A 17,733-nucleotide genomic window follows, 5' to 3' on the forward strand; every position below is an offset into this window, starting at 1 on the left:
TTCATTATAACCATTTCTTATCGCATGATAAATTTTATCATCTTGGCAAACGTTTGCGTTACTCATAAAGTAACAGTCATAAACTGTAGCAATGGTAACTTTATGTGCATAACAAAACAAAATAGGCGTCATGTCATTCAATCCGCTAAAGGTGAAAAACCTTTTGACCTTTTACTTGCTAATGCCAATATTGTCGATATGGTCACAGGTGAAGTTCGCCTTGCAGATATCGGGATAACCGACAACCTAATTGCTAGCGTTCATCCTACAGGAACTCGTACTGATGCAAATGAAACCCATGATTTATCTGGCTATTTCATTTCACCCGGCTTAATAGACACTCACGTCCATTTAGAGAGCTCACACTTACCCCCTGCTCGTTATGCAGAAATAGTTCTAGCTCAAGGAACAACAGCTGTTTTTTGGGACCCCCATGAACTTGCCAATGTATTAGGTTTAGAAGGTGTACGTTATGCTATTGATTCTAGCCGAAATTTGCCGCTAGATGTTATGGTTGCAGCCCCTTCATCAGTGCCATCAACACCTGGCTTAGAAATGTCTGGTGCGGATTTTGCTGGGAATGAAATGTCAACCATGCTGAGTTGGCCGGAAGTCCGCGGTGTGGCTGAAGTTATGGATATGTTTGGTGTGCTCCATGGCAGTGATAGAATGGAAGAAATTTTAAATGCAGGAATTACATCAGGCAAACTTATAGAAGGCCATGCAAGAGGTTTAAAAGGGGCTGATCTCCAAGCTTATCTGGCGGCTGGCGTCACCTCTGATCATGAATTAACTTCGGCTGAAGATGCCCTTGAAAAGCTGCGTGCAGGTCTTACGTTAGAAATTCGAGGCTCACATCCTTATCTCCTTCCCGATATTGTTGCCGCATTAAAATCTTTACCTCATTTATCATCACAAATTACGGTATGCACAGATGATGTGCCGCCCGACATGTTGATTGAAAAAGGAGGAATTATTGCGTTGCTAAACCTTTTAATCGAGCATGGAATGCCGGCAACTGACGTACTGCGCTTTGCCACATTCAATGCGGCAATACGCCTACAACGCCATGACCTTGGCCTGATTGCAGCGGGGAGAAAAGCAAATTTAGTCATTTTCGATTCATTGGAAATATTAAGAGCACAAGCTGTGTATGTATCAGGACAAAAAATTGCAGAAAACAACCAACTTATTAATACGTTAAGTATCCCTGATAATATTTTACCACCACGCGATACCATGCGACTTTCGCCAATAACCCCAAATGATTGCACATTAAAAATTGATGAAATCAATAATGGTAGCGCGCGTTTACGTCACATTCGTGGAGCACGCTTTACCCAGTGGGGAGAAATTGACGTACAAATCAAAAATAGCGTGGTACAACTGCCGAATAATTTCAGTCTTATTCGAGTTCAGCACCGTCACGGCCGCCACGATGCTTTACCTCAAATAGCCTTACTTGAGGGTTGGGGGGAATTACGCGGAGCCATTGCAACTAGCTATTCGCACGATTCACATAACCTCGTTGTGCTTGGTCGTGATCCTGATGATATGGCCACTGCCGCTAATTTATTAATCGAAAGTGGTGGAGGTATGGCGTTAGTACAAAATGGCAAGGTTTTAGCTCATGTCGCTATGCCAATTGCCGGTATGTTATCTGATTTACCCGCAACTGAACTAGCCGCTCAATTTCGTCAATTACGTGAATTAAGTAGTCAAATCGCAGATTGGGAGCCGCCATATCGAGTCTTTAAAGCCATTGAAGGAACTTGTCTTGCATGCAATGCGGGACCGCATTTAACTGATTTAGGATTAACTGATGGAACAACGCGTCAAATCGTTAACGCAATCATCCATACTGTTAAGCACGCTTAGAAAACTATAAATATCAAAAATAATAATAGGAGAGCCAATTAATGGCTGACAATTCAATAGATAAGCCAACATCAGGGAGTTGGCTGGAAAGATGCTTTGCTTTACGTGAGCGTGGAAGTTCAGTGAAAACAGAGTGTTTAGCCGGAATTACTGGTTTTTTAGCCGCGGCTTACCTTCTTGTGGTGATCCCCGGTTTACTTGCCGCTGGAGGGATGGATAAAGGCGCAGCAACCACTGGAACGATTATTGTCTTCGTTATTGCCAGTTTATTAATGGCATTCTACGCAAACTTACCCTTTATTGTTGGCCCCGGTATCGGAGGCTCTGTTCTTGTCGGAATTACTCTCGCGGGTAGTGAAGGCATTGACTGGCAAATAGGGCTAGGCATTGCTTGTTGGTCAGGGATCTTATTTTTTCTATTAACTAAATTTGGCTTGCGTGAAGTCGTTACACGCTCTGTCCCTCAATCAATTAAACTCGGATTAACTGCATCAATTGGTCTTTTCGTTGCCGTTTTAGGCTTTCGAAATGCAGGATTAGTCCTCGCTAACCCAAAAACAAATGCATTAATGCTTGGTGATTTCCTTTCTCCTGGAGCGTTAGTCGCACTCGCAGGCTTTTTCATTGCCATTGCTCTACAAGCTCGCAAAATACCAGGCGGAATTTTATGGGCAATTTTATTTGCCACCCTTTTGGGTATTCCATTTGGCGTCACAAAATTACCTGAAAGTTTTATTGGTATTCCACATTCTGTTGCCCCTGTCTTAGGCCATGTTGATTTAATTGGCGCACTAAATATCGCGTTTCTCCCTTTCTTATTTGTCTTTTTTGCCGCTGAATTTTTTTCAACGATGGGAACAACATTAGCCGTTGGCGGAGAAGCCGGTTTATTAGATAAAGAAGGTAATATGCCAAATATTAACCGCCCTTTTATCGTTGATTCTATTGCTGCTGCATTAGGCCCGTGGGTAGGTATTCCTGCGGCAACTGCACTCATTGAGTCCTCCGCTGCCGCAGAAGCTGGGGGTAAAACAGGTATGACTGCCCTTGCTGCTGCCTTTATGTTTTTATTAATGCTGTTATTTACGCCTATCGCATTAATGATCCCAGCCCAAGCCACAGCTCCAGCGCTCATTTTAATTGGACTAAATATGTTTAGTGGCTTACGAAAAGTGGACTTAGGCAATTTTACTGATGGCTTACCAGTATTAATGATGGTGATGATTACATTAATCGCTAATAGTTTTGGTACGGGTATCGCCGGTGGGTTGCTATTCTATATCTTAATTAAAGCCGTTGCTGGCAAGTGGAGAGAAATTCCAATTAGCTTGTGGATCCTTGCAGTACCTCTTGTTTATTATTTCTCAACATTAGTAAAACACTAATACCACGAGTGCCAGAAAAGCCGATTTTTCCACTGTCGGCTTTTCTATTCTAATAAATTTAGTTCAAAACTGCATGAGCTTCTATTTCTATTAACCATTCCGGTAAGGAAAGCCCTGAAACAATAACCCAAGAAGATGCAGGTGGCATATTTGGAAATTTTTCTTTTAATGCTCGCGCAATATCAGCTTGTTCCTCATGGCTGTTAAAGCCCTCTTTGATATAAATACGTAGCATAGCCACATGAGATAAATCGCCACCGGCCTCATGCAGTACATGTTCAATATTCATTAATGATTGCACAGTTTGTTCGTAAATTCCGCCAGCAACCGTTTCTTCCACAGCATTCACACCAACCTGGCCTGATAGAAATAATTGTCGGGTTCCCGTTGTTTCTACGGCTTGGCTAAAGCCATACTGCAAAGAATTAAAGACAGATGCTGGATTTATCGATTTTTTAGTCATTTTTGTTCCATCGTGAATAAAACAGTAAGGCAGTATAAGACCTTTTCTTTTCAATTCATTAAAGATCAGGCAAACGTTATTTGATTGGTATTAAAAAAGCATCAAAAGACACACTGGCTATGTGCATCTAAGAATAAACACGAATACGCTCAGCTAAATAGTTCGCACACAAGGTGACTTCCACCTGTTGATTTTCCCAATCAACAGAAATACCAGTTAAATAGGCCTTTTTCGCTACCAGTAACACCGAGGCCAATTCCACTGGCATGAGTTCTATTGCCCAAATGGCAGCCTCATCCTTTGATATAAATAGTCCCGTTTCCATGGTGTGCCACATGCGTGCTAATGTCAGTAAAACATTACGCTCATCACCTTTTAGAGATAACTCTAAATTAGGGAGTGAATCTAACATAGCTCGGCGAATATCATGCAGGCCAACAATAGGTAAGCCGTATATTTCCTTGTGCCATAAACTTACTGCTTCTTGTGACGCTTGGGCTAACATTAATGTGAATTCAGGGTCTTGAGTTTGTCCTTCAAATACCCCTTGCTCGTACTCTGTACGTAACCACTCTCCATAAATTAATTCACATTTTGCAGGATAAGAAAGCATGTTTAATTCACTTGTTAAGAATACAACAATTTCCAGTGGTCGCCGGCCTTTTGGATCAATCGGATATAAGCCCGAAATATCCATTAAATCTCGTACAAGTTGTTCACGGCAAAAATCAGTCACGGGGCTATCAATCACCACAAGTAAATCAATATCACTCATTGGCCGTAACCCACTAGAAACAGAGGAACCGTGTAGATAAACTGCAATTAATGAATCAGAAAAATGTTTTCGCAGAATAACCAATGCTTGTTCTGCTTGGGGGGGAGTCACCATCATATCGCTCCTATCATATTTAATGATACTAATACTATTATAAATAGTAATTAAAATAATAATTTTAATAAAAGCAATAACTAAATCACTGACTTATTTTTATGATATAAATAAATTGGTTAAAAACCAAGCTATAATATTTAAATAGAATTACACTATTATTTTAATGGATAATATTCGCATTCGTTTCACTGAGGTTAAAAGCAATTAATCGTTCAGATACTGAGCCCAAATGACATGTCCAAGACATCAATTTTCATTTGAATTATTAAATAAACTAAAAGCTCATTCTACATCATGTAGCATTACTCCTCTTCTTCTACAATTGCTAAGCGTCTTACATGCGACACATCACACTTCTCATCATTTATATTGAATACGGCTTTATAACCACGAGATAAAACCAGTGCAAATATTAATCACCACATAAATGATACCCAAATACACACAAAACAGAAAAAACCATAATTAACAACTAGTTAAATTAAAAATAAATAATTTACTACGGGATTTAATGACTCGACAAATGAAAAAATAAGAATGTCGCAGTTAACTAAAAGTTATAGATACCCAAACAAAACTCATTGTTAAACAAAAGTTACGCAAAGTAATTTAATTTATCGCTAATGTTAAATAACAACGGTGAAAGTTCTGGTAAACTAACTTGAGGTAAAATAATGATCCTAGATGCCAGCTACACTTTATTAGTCGCTTGTTTGGCGCTATTGATTGGTATGTTTGTTGTAAAATACACTCCTTTTCTACAAAAAAACCATATTCCTGAAGCCGTTGTTGGCGGTTTTATTGTTGCTATCATCCTATTAATTGTCGATAAAACAGCAGGATACTCATTTACTTTTGATGCTTCACTACAAAGCATTTTAATGATTACGTTCTTTTCATCAATTGGATTGAGCTCAGATTTTTCGCGTTTAATAAAAGGCGGTAAGCCACTTGTCTTATTAACTATTGCGGTGACTATCTTAATTACGATTCAAAATACCGTTGGTATGGGAATGGCAGTCATGCTTAACGAAAGTCCATTTATTGGTTTAATTGCAGGCTCAATCACACTTACGGGTGGTCACGGCAACGCAGGAGCTTGGGGACCAATACTGGCTGATAAGTATGGCGTGACTGGTGCTGTTGAATTAGCTATGGCATGTGCAACCCTAGGTTTAGTATTAGGTGGGTTAATTGGCGGCCCTGTTGCTCGTCATTTATTAAAAAAAGTTTCAATCCCTAAAAGCACTGAACTCGAAAAAGAAACAATCGTCGAAGCTTTCGAACAACCAAGTGTTAAACGAAAAATTAATGCCAATAATGTTATTGAAACCATCTCAATGCTGATTATCTGTATTGTTGTCGGTGGCTATATTAGTGAGTTTTTTAAAGATACTGTCATGCAATTACCAACCTTTGTTTGGTGCTTATTTGTCGGTATTATTATTCGTAACGTCTTAACCCATGTATTTAAGCATGAAGTTTTTGAACCAACTGTTGATGTTTTAGGTAGCGTTGCCTTGTCATTATTCTTAGCAATGGCGCTAATGTCCTTAAAATTCGGTCAACTAGCCAGTATGGCAGGCCCTGTTCTAATTATTATTGCCGTACAAACCGTGGTTATGGTTCTATTTGCAACGTTTATTACCTTTAGAATGATGGGCAAAGATTATGATGCAGTTGTTATTAGTGCTGGGCACTGTGGGTTTGGAATGGGAGCAACACCAACCGCAATAGCAAATATGCAAACAGTCACTAAAGCATTTAGTCCTTCTCATAAAGCCTTCTTAGTGGTACCAATGGTCGGTGCATTTATTGTCGATATTTCAAATAGTATCTTAATTAAAATCTTTCTCGAAATTGGTACGTACTTTACCTAGCGCACAATCATAAAGGCCAGGCTATAACCTATGTATATAGCCTGGCCTTCGCTTTTTTATCTCTTTTTAATTTATACCGCCAAATTTCCTTCACCATTTTCAGTACAAAATGAAGAGTTGTTCAGATTAATTTGTATTAATTCGGTAGAATATGCGAATTAATACCAACAGTCGGTTTCTGTGAGTAAAGGCAAATAATAGGTTTCTGAAAATGAAATTAAGGCATCTCGATATTTTTTATGCGGTCATGACCTGTGGTTCTTTAACCCGTGCAGCGGAGGTTTTACATATATCACAACCTGCGGCAAGTAAGGCCTTAAAACATGCAGAGCAACAACTTGGCTTAGTCTTATTCCAGAGAATAAGAGGAAAATTAATTCCGACTGCTGAGGCAAACCTACTATTTGAGGAAGCCAAAGAAGTTTATCATAATTTAGATAGGCTCAGAATTTTAGCACAAAATTTATCACGTGACCCACAAGGTAAATTAGCCATTGGCTGCTTACCTAGCTTAGGGCTGAACTTAGTACCTGAAGTAACCGCACAATTTATAAAAAAACATCCCAATATCAAACTCACGATCGGTACACATCATACAACGGATATTCTACAACTATTAACTCAACAAGATCTCGATATTGGTATTGGCTTTAATCTTGAAATTGAAGGGGGGATTACTGTTCTACCCATTGCGGATATCCCATTGGTTTATGTGGATAGCAAATTACCACTACACTCCCCTGTGTCCCTCACTGATATCGACCAAGAGCGTTGGATCCACCCTGGGTCTGATTCCTTATCTCAGCTATTACAAAAACGTCATGAGTTTGCAGAGTCAAATATTAGTGTGCACACCTACCATATGGCAGCAGAATTTGTCCAAGCTGGATTAGGCTGCAGTATTACCGATATTTTTTCAGCCGAGCACACATTACCTGAATCGATGATTTATCCATTACAGGAAGGTTTACACCTTGCCGTATCTGTTTTTCATCGAGCTGATAAGCCATTAACCAAAGCTGCACAGAATTATGTTAACACCTTGGCATCCACACTCGAAAAAAGAAATAAAGTAGTTAACTAAAAGTTATACTCTGGTAATGAAAACTCAATTGTTTAGTTAGCTTATTCACCGTTAAATAATAACATCTTGGTTTTTATAGGTTACGGATTATTATGACTAAACATGTGGTGGTTATTGGCGCAGGTGTTATTGGTTTAAGCACCGCCTATGCATTAATTAAAGCAGGCCAAACCGTAACATTAGTTGAATCAGATACCGATGTCGGTATGCAAACCAGTTTTGCTAACGGTGGGCAGCTCAGCTATCGCTATGTATCTCCCCTTGCTGATGCAGGTGTTCCTTTACAAGGCTTACGCTGGATGGGAAAAAGTGACTCACCTTTAAATTTAAAAATAATGCCTTCATTACAACAATGGTCTTGGCTAGCGCAATTCACATTAGCTTGTAACCGTAAAACCAATAAAGTTAATGGTGCCCATCTTTTACGTTTATCACTCCTGAGCCAAGAAATAATGAATAAATGGCGTAGCAATGGTGATATCGCTGATTTTGCTTGGGAGAAATCAGGGAAATTAATTATCCACCGTGATAATAAAAGTTTCCAAAAAGCCAGTGAAACGGTTAATAAACAATTTCAAAAAGTATTAACGCCCGCTGAAATTGTTGAACTAGAGCCTTCTTTAAAAAATATACAGTCTCAGCTAGTAGGTGCAATATATGCCCCTGATGATGAGAGCGCTGATTGTTATTTATTCTGTAAAAATCTACTGCAATATTTACTCACACAACCTAAATTTAAACTTTGTTTGCAGCACAGTGTTAAATCTTTCATTACACAAAATAACGAAATCACTGGAATAGCGACTCACCAGGGAACGATCCAAGCTGACGATTTTATTGTTTGTGCAGGAAATGGCAGCCGCGAATTATTAAAACCACTGAATATTAATGCTCCTATTTTAGGGTTAAAAGGGTATAGCCTCAGTGTTGAATACCCACAAACTGAGCATATTGTTCCGAAAATTAACGTTACCGATTACGCCAATAAAATTGTCTATGCCAAACTGAATGACCAACTACGCATTGCTGCAATGGTTGATATTGGCTATGACAATCAAGGTTTACGTGAAAATAGAATACAAGCACTCAAAAATATTATAAAAAATACCTTCCCTGAATTACCCCAAATTAACGATGCTGAAAGTTGGTGTGGCTTACGCCCCTCAACACCAAAAGGCCCTCCTCTATTAGGAAAAACTGCCTATAAAAATTTATGGCTTAATATTGGACACGGTAGTTTAGGGTTTACTCTTGCCGCAGGCAGCGCGGAAATATTAACCCAGCTGATAACAGAACAAACATCCCCCATTTCTTTAACTGGATTAACGAGGTAATCATGTCCATCAAACGTAACAACCCGAAACCACGATTAGCAGACAGCGTTGAATATGCAGGGGTAGTTTATTTATCAGGGCAAGTACCTAATGACCTAACCGGTGACATAACTCAACAAACATTTGAGGTTTTAGCGAAAATTGATTCTTTACTTGCTGCAAGCGACAGTAATAAAACTCGAATTCTATCTGCTCAAGTTTGGATTAAAGATATGGCAAGGGATTTTTCAGCGTTTAACGCTGTATGGGAAGAATGGATGCCCGTTGAAAACAGCCCAGCCCGCGCTGCTGTTGAAGCTAATATGGCTCGAGACCAAGTGCTTGTTGAAATAATGGTAACAGCCGCTAAATTTTAATATTACATTTAATAATAGCAGTGAGGTCTTATAATAAAAATCTACTGCTTTTATTCGTTCTTTTTTAATTCATCCTATCAAATAGTCCCTCACTATATTTTAATTTAACAAATATACTCAATCCTATTACGAAGAATAATATTTTATTATTTCTCTCATTAACTAGTATTATTTTTATAAACATAAAAATCACAAGACTGTTATTAATTAATAATTGGAGAAATAAAATGAACGAAACTGTGATTGAATATATTTTATCTAAACTATATGACTTAGGAATTGAAGATATTTTTGGTGTACCAGGTGATTATTCCTTTCCTATTAATGATACGGTTTGTACAACGCCTTATTTACGTTGGGTTGGTAACTGCAATGAGCTCAATGCAGCCTATGCCGCCGATGGGTATGCAAGAATAAAAGGAATGGCCGCATTATCAACAACATTTGGTGTTGGCGAGCTAAGTGCGCTAAATGCAATAGCGGGCTCTTTTGCAGAAAGATTACCGATATTTCATTTAGTTGGGATGCCACCAAGTCAATCACAACAAAACCAACGCATTGCTCATCACACACTAGGAAATGGAAACTATGATGCATTTTATAAAATGAGCCAGCATATTGTCTGTGCTCATGCCATCATTACCCCTGAAAACTGTATTGAAGAGACTGAACGGTTAATCATATGCGCCTTACATGAACGCCGACCAGTTTATTTTGGATTACCTGCTGATTATGCAATGCAGCCTATTATCAAACAAACTAATACATCCTTATCATTTGCCCCCAAAAGCTGTTTAAAAACGTTAAAAACGACAGTTAATCTGATAATTAATAAATTAATTAATAGCAAACAAGCCTGCCTATTAGCTGGCTCTATCTCTTTACGTTTAGGGTTAGAAAAAAATTTACAAGACCTGATTGAACATACCCAAATTCCCTATACAACCCTCTTTATGGATAAGAGCGTGTTAGATGAAACTAACACACAATATATGGGAATGTATGCAGGTGATTTTATCAATCCACAAGTGACTTCATTTGTAGAAAGTTGTGATTGTATTTTAAATTTCGGCACAATTATGTCAGATTTTAATACGGCTTGTTATACCTCAAATATTAAAGCTGAAAACATCATCCATATTATGGATAACTACGTAATTATAGATGACCAATGCTACAATAATATTTATATGAAGGATATTCTTCTAGCCTTAAAGAATAATCTAATATCTCCTACTCATTATCCTTTTAGTCAAAATTCATTCCCAAGAGCACAATCACTTGGGGAGCCAATAGTTTCAGCCACAAAAGAAATAACGGAAACATTCTTATACCCTCGATTAGAAAAAATGCTCAAACCTAACGATATGATATTTGGTGATATAGGCACATTCACCATGGGCTTAGCATTTGCACTTTTACCTAAAGGGGCGTCTTTTCAAACGCAATCTTTATGGGGATCAATTGGTTGGGCGACGCCTGCCGCATTAGGTGCAGCCTTAGCATCTCCCTCTCGTCGTATTATTTTAATAACCGGTGAAGGTGCTCATCAATTAACTATGCAAGAAATTAGTCAATTTTCACGATTTGGATTAAAACCCATTATTTTTGTTCTAAATAACGATGGCTACCTTATCGAGCGACTATTTTGTCGAGAACCTGAATATTATTATAACGATGTTGCTAAATGGAATTATGCACAGCTACCTTCGGCACTTGGGTGTGATGATTGGTATTGTAAAAAAGTAACAACCTGCGAGGAACTCAATGACACCTTACTGCATATTGAAACTCTGGAGACCGCAGCTTACATTGAAATAATTACCGATCGGTATGATGCATCAAAATATTTGGTGAAAATGGGAGAGGCGATTACCTCCATATATTAACTACATTATTTGTAGTTAGCTCCGCCATCTAAAATGGCGTGAGCTATTAGAAATAAAATTACGTTATATTAAATAGTTAATTTATACCCATCAATTTCTTAGTTTTATATGCAGTCTCTGATGAGGTCACGCCATTTTTATAAGCAACGATGTCGGCCATTATCGCTAAAGCAATTTCAGGTGGTGTTTTGCTACCTATCGGAATACCAATGGGGGCATGAATACGCTTTATTTCCTCTTCCGTCATCCCACCAGATGCTATAAGACGTTCACGACGACGAGCACTCGTTCTTACTGATCCCATTGCACCAATGTAAAAAGCCTCTGTATTAACCGACTCCATCAGAGTTAAATCATCAATTCGGGGATCATGGGTTAAGGAAACAATGGCAGTATTTGGAGAACAACCTTGTTCTTCTAAATAGCGGGCGGGAAATAAAGAAACAACCTCAACTTGGGGTGGAATTTGTGGTGCAAACCGCGCTATTTCGTCTTCTCGGTGATCGCAAATAATGACCTCAAAACCCAATGTTAAGGCAAAATTAGCGCAATAGGCTCCGACAGTAGAAATTCCTGCGATAATTAACCGAGGAGGAGCTGCAATATATAACTGAATTTTATCGCCATCACGCGCTATCTGTGTTGGTTGCTCTGATTTATTAGCTATATGAATTTCACCGCTCTGCGGCAAAGTGACTTTCTTGATAATGGCCGAATAACCCAATAGCGCATTGTGGATCTCAACAAGGTAATGAAGCGATTTTTCATTATTGGGTAAATATTCGATCAAAACATCTAAGCTGCCATCACAGGGCAAGTTGACTTTAGTTTCAATCCCACCTCTCCCATAACGAACAACTTGGCTGTGACTAACATAGTCAATATTTTTGATTCGTTGAATAAAATCTTCCTCAATACAACCACCTGATAAAGAACCAACATACAGACCATCTGCCTTTGCAACAAGAAGTGAACCTGGGCTACGAGGGGAAGAACCATATGTACTTAGCACCGTACACAACCATATAGGCTCTTTTTTTATCCAAGAAAGGGCTTGAGAGATAACAAAAACATCTTCACGCAACATATTCGTTCCTTAATCGTTATCAACACTCGGATAATCAATATCTTTTACAACATTTTCATCATTTATGTTTAATTGATAAACAAGGTTGCGACGTAATATTGATTTCGCACCATCATCACCTACTAGATTAATTAATTCCGTATAATACTTCGCAGATATTCCCACCGGATGGCCTGGTAAACCATTATATACTGGCCTGACTAATGTATGGTGTTTTAATTTATTCGCTACACGGGTAAATAAATGACTATTGATATATGGCATATCCGCCAAATGAATTATCCATCCATCTAAATTTGAAGTATTTTTAACACCAAATGCGATTGATTCACCTAGCCCATTACTATTTATCAACGAGTATGGAATATTAAATTGTAAACAATTATTAATAACACCTTCATTCTCAGGCCGTGTCACTACATGCACAGGAAGCTCACTATCGATTGAATTTAATAGTGTTTTCTCAAAAACTGTATTTTTTTCAAGCATGAAATTCAATTTACTTCCTGTACCTCCAGCATTTTGAAAACGTTCACTTTTTCCTGCTGCCAATATTAAAATACCAATATTCATAGTTTTTATTTTAAATCGATATACTGATTGCGTATCCCATAAATAAAGTATATTCAGTAAGATCACAAGAACTACTTATCATTAATTTGAAAATTATTAAGAGAGGTATAATATAAATGTGACACGAGTAATTTTTTCGATGTGACTATAAAAATAAAAATACCGATGTAATAATAATAAGTGTAAGGGTGTATTATGAGCAAAAGCAATGTCGAACTCTCCCGCAGACACTTTCTAAAATGTGCCGTTATAGCGGGAATATCTGTTTATTTAGCCCCTTTGTATAGCCGTGCTTTTGATGTGCTATTCGAAGAAAAAATCCTTCAATCTCCTGACTGGAACCCGGTCGACAAACAAATCAAATTTCGTATTGATGGGTTTGCCAAAGTCCAAGGGGAAAAAGTCTTCGCCAGAGACATCCGTGCACGAGATATCCCTCACTGGCCAAAACAACAAGGTCATGCATTTTTACTCCGCGTGACTCAAGCCGATAAAATTTACCAAGGCTTTAACCTTGATCGACTAAAAAATGGCCTGATGCCTGACCGCATCGTAACCGCAAGTGACTTAGAAAAAGATGGCGTTGCTTTTCCTGAATTTTATGGTGATGATTTATTGCTTCCAGAAGGGAAAACTCCCGCTTACCTTGGCCAAGCCGTCGCATTATTGATTTATCATGATTTTGCTAAATTCCGTTTTGCCAAAGAAACCTTAAAATTCCGTGACGATGTTATCCAATACGGCGCAATAACTGGCCCATTAGAACGAGACCCATGGGGAACCTACCGTGGCGTGCGAATTGGCAATGAAAATCCTTATGAGCCAGATATTTATTCAAGCCTAAAAGATATGCCAATCTCCCCTATTGGCATGAAAAAGCACTTACCCGTTTGGCCTGAAGGTCGCGAAGGCGGAAAATTAGATCAACAAGGCATGCTATATGCTGATGAGCTCGCTAAACAACTGGAAAACCCACCGGAAGACTGGTTAGTGCTCAAACGAAAATACTTTTCTCAATCCATTGATACTGCTGCCTTAGAGCCTGATAACGCTAACGGTTGGTACGACGCCAAAACACAGTCATTCCATCTTGTTATTCCGACACAGTCCCCTCAGGAAGTTGCGGAATCATTACCAGAGATGTTGGCAAAATCGCATTTCCCAATTAAACAAATTTTCCTACACCCTTGTTTTACCGTTGGTTATGGTTCTAAAGACCACACTCCATTCCCCTATTATGGTGCGATGGCAACATTATATGGGGACGGAGTTCCTATTCGTCTAGCTAATGACCGTTATGAACAATTTCAATCCACCATCAAACGCCATGCTTTCGATATGGATTACACCTTAGCGGTTAATAAAAAAACGCATAAAATTGAAGCCCTTTCAGCTTCTTTTATTGGTGACGGCGGTGGTCGCTGTAATTTTACGCCTTCCGTTGTTATGGTCGGGGCTACAGGTGCCCAAGCTATCTATTATATTCCCCGCAGTGATTTATCTGCAGTCGGTATTGCATCAAGAGCGGTCGATGCGGGTTCAGCTCGCGGTTATGGTACTTTACAAGCCATGGCAGCAACCGATATGTTAATGGAAGAAGCCGCAAAGCTCCTCAAAGCTGACCCCATCGAGTTCCGTCTTAAAAATATCATCAAATCTGGGATGAAGAATACCCAAGGGGCAATTCCTGGCGGCGCAATTCGTGCCGATGAAGTGTTAACCCGCTGTGCTGCGCACCCAATGTGGACTGACAGAGCCAAACGTAAAGCCGACTTCGAAGCGAAAAATAGCGGTAAACTATTCGGTACAGGGATTTCTTGTGTGCAAAAAGACTTCGGAACAGGCGCGGAATCCTCCTTTGCTCGCGTAGAACTTACCCCCGAGGGTAAAATTGCCATTTACCATAGTGGTGCAGAAATTGGTACAGGTATGTCTACGTCCCAATCGGTGGTTTGCGCTAAATGGTTAGGAAAGCCTGCGGAACAAGCTCACTTTTCCGTTGTTGATTGGTCAATTTTACCGATGATCTCAACAGGTAACCCATTTGCTATGTCACAAGATGAGCAAAACCACTTAGCACAAAACCCATTATGGACACCGAACTACTGCTCACCTGCGAGTGCCAGTAATTCCGCCTATTATTTCACCCATAGCACCGAAGCGGCAGCGCGTCTTATATTCGAACATGGGTTATGGCCAGCGGCTATGTCAATTTGGCAAGAAGGCATTGGTGGCGGGCAAGCTGCTCCTCTCGTTGTTCGCCGTGAGGATGCTCGTTGGGTTGCTGAAGGCTTAACCGCTGATGGGCTTGAGGTGCTTAGCTTACCGCGCTTAATTGAACGCACTTTTGCAATGGACGGGGTAACTGGCGCAGTGTGCCACGTATTTAACCGCTGGCAATGGGCTGAAGCCGATTTTCCTATTCAGGGTGAAACCCGCCGTTTACCGATTGATGGGCTATCGCTACGATTTGCCGATAAAGAATACCAAGTTTGCCACCGCGAAAAAGCGTATTACCCTGATACACAAAGAAATAATGCCGGAGTCACTTACTACAGTGCCGTCGCTACCGTTAGCGAACTATCCATTGATAAAGCGACTGGGCAAGTCGAATTGCTGAATCACCATAGCGTGGTGGAGTGCGGTAATCTTATCGTTCCACAACTGGTTTCAGGGCAAATTCAAGGTGGATTAGCAATGGGTATCGGCCATGCGCTCCATGAATATTTACCTCTCTACGAAGATGGCCCTGGTAATGGGACATGGAACTTCAACCGTTATCATCTCCCGCTTGCCAGTGACGTTGCTGTTTGGCAACAAACCAACGAAGTCTTACCCGGACTTTCGGACACTGACCCGCCGAAAGGCGTTGCTGAGGTTGTTATGATCCCGGTGGTTTCATCCATCGTCAATGCCATTGCAGATGCAACTGGTCATCATTTCTTGCATTTGCCTGTACGCGCAAAAGACATTTTAGAGGTAATATCATGAGCCTAAATTTCCTTCCTCTTACCTTAACCATTAATGGCCAACAGTATGGACCAATGGACGTGCCTGAAGGCCTCATGATGATCGACTTTCTTCATGAATATGTCGACCTAACAGGTTCTCGCCTAGGCTGTGGTCAAGGCATCTGCCATGCTTGCGTTGTTATCTTAGATAATCCATCCGGTAGCAGCGAAGAGATCCGTACCTGCATTACTGGCGCACATTTTTTCAATAATAAAAGCATCCGAACTATCGAAGGGGCTGCCACCAAAGAAGAAAACGGGGAGGTAAAACTATCCCCAGTTCAACAAGCTTTTGTTGAACATTTCAGTTTTCAGTGTGGCTACTGTACCCCAGGTTTTGTAAATGCAGCGACCGTATTTATTGAAGAACTTCAGCGAAACCCGATTGCAGAAGCAGACTTAGAAGAGGCTATCAAACAAGCTCTAAATAACCATATTTGCCGTTGTACGGGCTATGTCCGCTATTATGAAGCGGTACGCGATGTGGTTCTGGCGACTCCTGGTCTTATTAAGGAGGCAGTAAAATGATCAAACGAATTATTTTATGGTTTATAGCCATCGCTATCATCGTTTGGGCGGTGCTCTACTGGTATGAAAGCCGTACCTTAGATGGCCCGGTACAAAAAGTCACCGCGACTCCCCAAGAAATTGAGCGAGGTCGTTATCTCACATTGGCCGGTGACTGCGCTGCGTGCCACACCAGTGCTGATGGCGCACCATTAGCCGGTGGTTTTCCACTCGATACCCCATTTGGTACCATCTACAGCAGTAACTTAACGCCTTCAGCTGACTTTGGTATCGGCCGCTGGACAAAAGATGATTTTTATAAAGCACTGACCCAAGGTATCTCTCCACCGAGTAAAAATCTTTATCCGGCAATGCCTTACACATCCTATAAAGGGATCACTCGTGAAGATTCTGATGCTATTTACAGTTATTTGATGAGCCAACCCGCTGTTGATGTCGCGCCACCTGAAAATTCATTGCCATTCCCACTAAACCAACGTATGGCTATGATTGGCTGGAATTTATTGTTTTTTAACGATAAACCACTCCCCGATAGCTCACAAGGTAGCTCCTCTGAATGGCTACGTGGCCGCTATTTAGTTAATGTATTAGAGCATTGTGCCGAATGCCATACCCCAAGAGGGAAATTGGGTGAAATGGATTTGGATAACTTTATGAAAGGCGGTGCATTAGGCCGTTTTATGGCTCCAGATATTACCCCGAAAGCGCTTGCAGAACGAGGATGGACAAAAGAAGATTTACAGCAGTTTTTCATGACTGGGCTCACGCCGCAAGGTTCCGCCTACAGTGATATGCACCCTGTAATTTACCTGAGTTCACAACATTTAACTCCAGAAGATAATAGTGCCATAGCCACCTATTTAATGGGCGACAACCCACCAGCCACTTCACCATTAAGAATGGGGGAAGGTAACGCACAAGGCCGCCAAATTTATTTAGAAACCTGCTCCGGCTGCCACTCCTATGATGGTAGCGGCAAACCGAATGTGGCGGTGGCTATGAAAGGGAATTCAACATTACGTGATGCGGATAGCACTAACCTAATTAACGCTATTTTAGATGGTTTGCCTGAACAACCGTTTCCTAATAACCAAAACATGCAAAGCATGCCGGGGTTTGCTAATAAGCTAAATGACCAACAAATTAGCGAGTTAGTGAATTTCCTTCGCGTTCAATGGGGAGGACAGCCTGCCGATGTCACCCCTGAGCAGATTAAATCTTTACGTCAATAATGACAAAAAATGAACTATCGGGCTTGTTTGTATTTAACGAGCCCAATAGTTTTCTATTTAATAACCGAATACAAATACACTTTATATAATTAAATGCATATTGATTTAATTATTCATTAATAAGAATTGATGTCATTTACA

Annotated in this window: 14 protein-coding genes; 10 read left to right on the forward strand and 4 right to left on the reverse strand. The window is 40.1% G+C overall.

The genetic code is table 11. The features are described 5' to 3' along the window. Nucleotides 1-102 precede the first annotated feature (102 nt). Both M0M83_RS15580 and M0M83_RS15585 read left to right on the forward strand, forming a co-directional pair. The gene (locus tag M0M83_RS15580; protein ID WP_213914293.1) at nucleotides 103-1,878 is read left to right on the forward strand and encodes an adenine deaminase; all 1,776 of its coding nucleotides are present in this window, start codon (nucleotides 103-105) and stop codon (nucleotides 1,876-1,878) included. A 41-nt stretch (nucleotides 1,879-1,919) separates the two neighbouring features. Beyond that, the gene (locus M0M83_RS15585) at nucleotides 1,920-3,263 is read left to right on the forward strand and encodes an NCS2 family permease (RefSeq protein ID WP_213914294.1); all 1,344 of its coding nucleotides are present in this window, start codon (nucleotides 1,920-1,922) and stop codon (nucleotides 3,261-3,263) included. A gap of 58 nt (nucleotides 3,264-3,321) precedes the next feature. On the opposite strand, the gene M0M83_RS15590 is transcribed toward M0M83_RS15585, so the two are convergent. Next, on the reverse strand, nucleotides 3,322-3,726 hold the full coding sequence (locus M0M83_RS15590; protein WP_125893977.1) for a RidA family protein: 405 nt from the start codon (nucleotides 3,724-3,726) through the stop codon (nucleotides 3,322-3,324). 127 nt (nucleotides 3,727-3,853) lie between these two features. Further along, a complete protein-coding gene (locus tag M0M83_RS15595) occupies nucleotides 3,854-4,618 on the reverse strand; it encodes an aminoglycoside adenylyltransferase domain-containing protein (protein WP_248466895.1) in 765 nt (254 codons plus the stop codon). A gap of 674 nt (nucleotides 4,619-5,292) precedes the next feature. Here M0M83_RS15595 and gltS point away from each other — a divergent pair. From gltS to M0M83_RS15620, 5 genes are all read left to right on the forward strand, one after another. Continuing rightward, entirely contained in the window at nucleotides 5,293-6,498 is a 1,206-nt protein-coding gene (gene gltS / locus M0M83_RS15600) for a sodium/glutamate symporter (RefSeq protein WP_213914297.1), read from the forward strand. Nucleotides 6,499-6,709: 211 nt separating this feature from the next. Beyond that, nucleotides 6,710-7,582 (forward strand): LysR family transcriptional regulator, encoded by an 873-nt coding sequence (locus M0M83_RS15605; protein WP_125893971.1) that lies wholly within the window; start codon nucleotides 6,710-6,712, stop codon nucleotides 7,580-7,582. A gap of 92 nt (nucleotides 7,583-7,674) precedes the next feature. Continuing rightward, entirely contained in the window at nucleotides 7,675-8,916 is a 1,242-nt protein-coding gene (locus tag M0M83_RS15610) for a D-amino acid dehydrogenase (protein ID WP_248466896.1), read from the forward strand. 2 nt (nucleotides 8,917-8,918) lie between these two features. Continuing rightward, the gene (locus M0M83_RS15615) at nucleotides 8,919-9,272 is read left to right on the forward strand and encodes a RidA family protein (RefSeq protein WP_248466897.1); all 354 of its coding nucleotides are present in this window, start codon (nucleotides 8,919-8,921) and stop codon (nucleotides 9,270-9,272) included. 227 nt (nucleotides 9,273-9,499) lie between these two features. Continuing rightward, complete coding sequence (locus M0M83_RS15620) at nucleotides 9,500-11,161, forward strand: alpha-keto acid decarboxylase family protein (RefSeq protein WP_213914300.1); 1,662 nt, start codon at nucleotides 9,500-9,502, stop codon at nucleotides 11,159-11,161. Nucleotides 11,162-11,237: 76 nt separating this feature from the next. On the opposite strand, the gene M0M83_RS15625 is transcribed toward M0M83_RS15620, so the two are convergent. Further along, nucleotides 11,238-12,248, reverse strand: a complete 1,011-nt coding sequence (locus M0M83_RS15625; protein ID WP_248466898.1) for an XdhC family protein — start codon at nucleotides 12,246-12,248, stop codon at nucleotides 11,238-11,240. Between the two features lie 9 nt (nucleotides 12,249-12,257). Further along, the gene (locus M0M83_RS15630) at nucleotides 12,258-12,821 is read right to left on the reverse strand and encodes a nucleotidyltransferase family protein (protein ID WP_213914302.1); all 564 of its coding nucleotides are present in this window, start codon (nucleotides 12,819-12,821) and stop codon (nucleotides 12,258-12,260) included. Nucleotides 12,822-13,016: 195 nt separating this feature from the next. Here M0M83_RS15630 and M0M83_RS15635 point away from each other — a divergent pair, with 195 nt between their 5' ends. From M0M83_RS15635 to M0M83_RS15645, 3 genes are read left to right on the forward strand one after another with little or no spacing between them, the layout of a single operon-like run. Beyond that, nucleotides 13,017-15,812 (forward strand): xanthine dehydrogenase family protein molybdopterin-binding subunit, encoded by a 2,796-nt coding sequence (locus M0M83_RS15635; RefSeq protein WP_248466899.1) that lies wholly within the window; start codon nucleotides 13,017-13,019, stop codon nucleotides 15,810-15,812. Next, nucleotides 15,809-16,360, forward strand: a complete 552-nt coding sequence (locus M0M83_RS15640; protein ID WP_248466900.1) for a (2Fe-2S)-binding protein — start codon at nucleotides 15,809-15,811, stop codon at nucleotides 16,358-16,360. Before M0M83_RS15635 ends, M0M83_RS15640 begins: the two co-directional genes overlap by 4 nt. Further along, on the forward strand, nucleotides 16,357-17,592 hold the full coding sequence (locus M0M83_RS15645; protein ID WP_248466901.1) for a cytochrome c: 1,236 nt from the start codon (nucleotides 16,357-16,359) through the stop codon (nucleotides 17,590-17,592). The genes M0M83_RS15640 and M0M83_RS15645 overlap by 4 nt, the downstream gene beginning before the upstream one ends. Nucleotides 17,593-17,733: the final 141 nt, after the last annotated feature.

This window comes from Providencia rettgeri (assembly GCF_023205015.1).
Lineage (GTDB): Bacteria > Pseudomonadota > Gammaproteobacteria > Enterobacterales > Enterobacteriaceae > Providencia > Providencia rettgeri_E.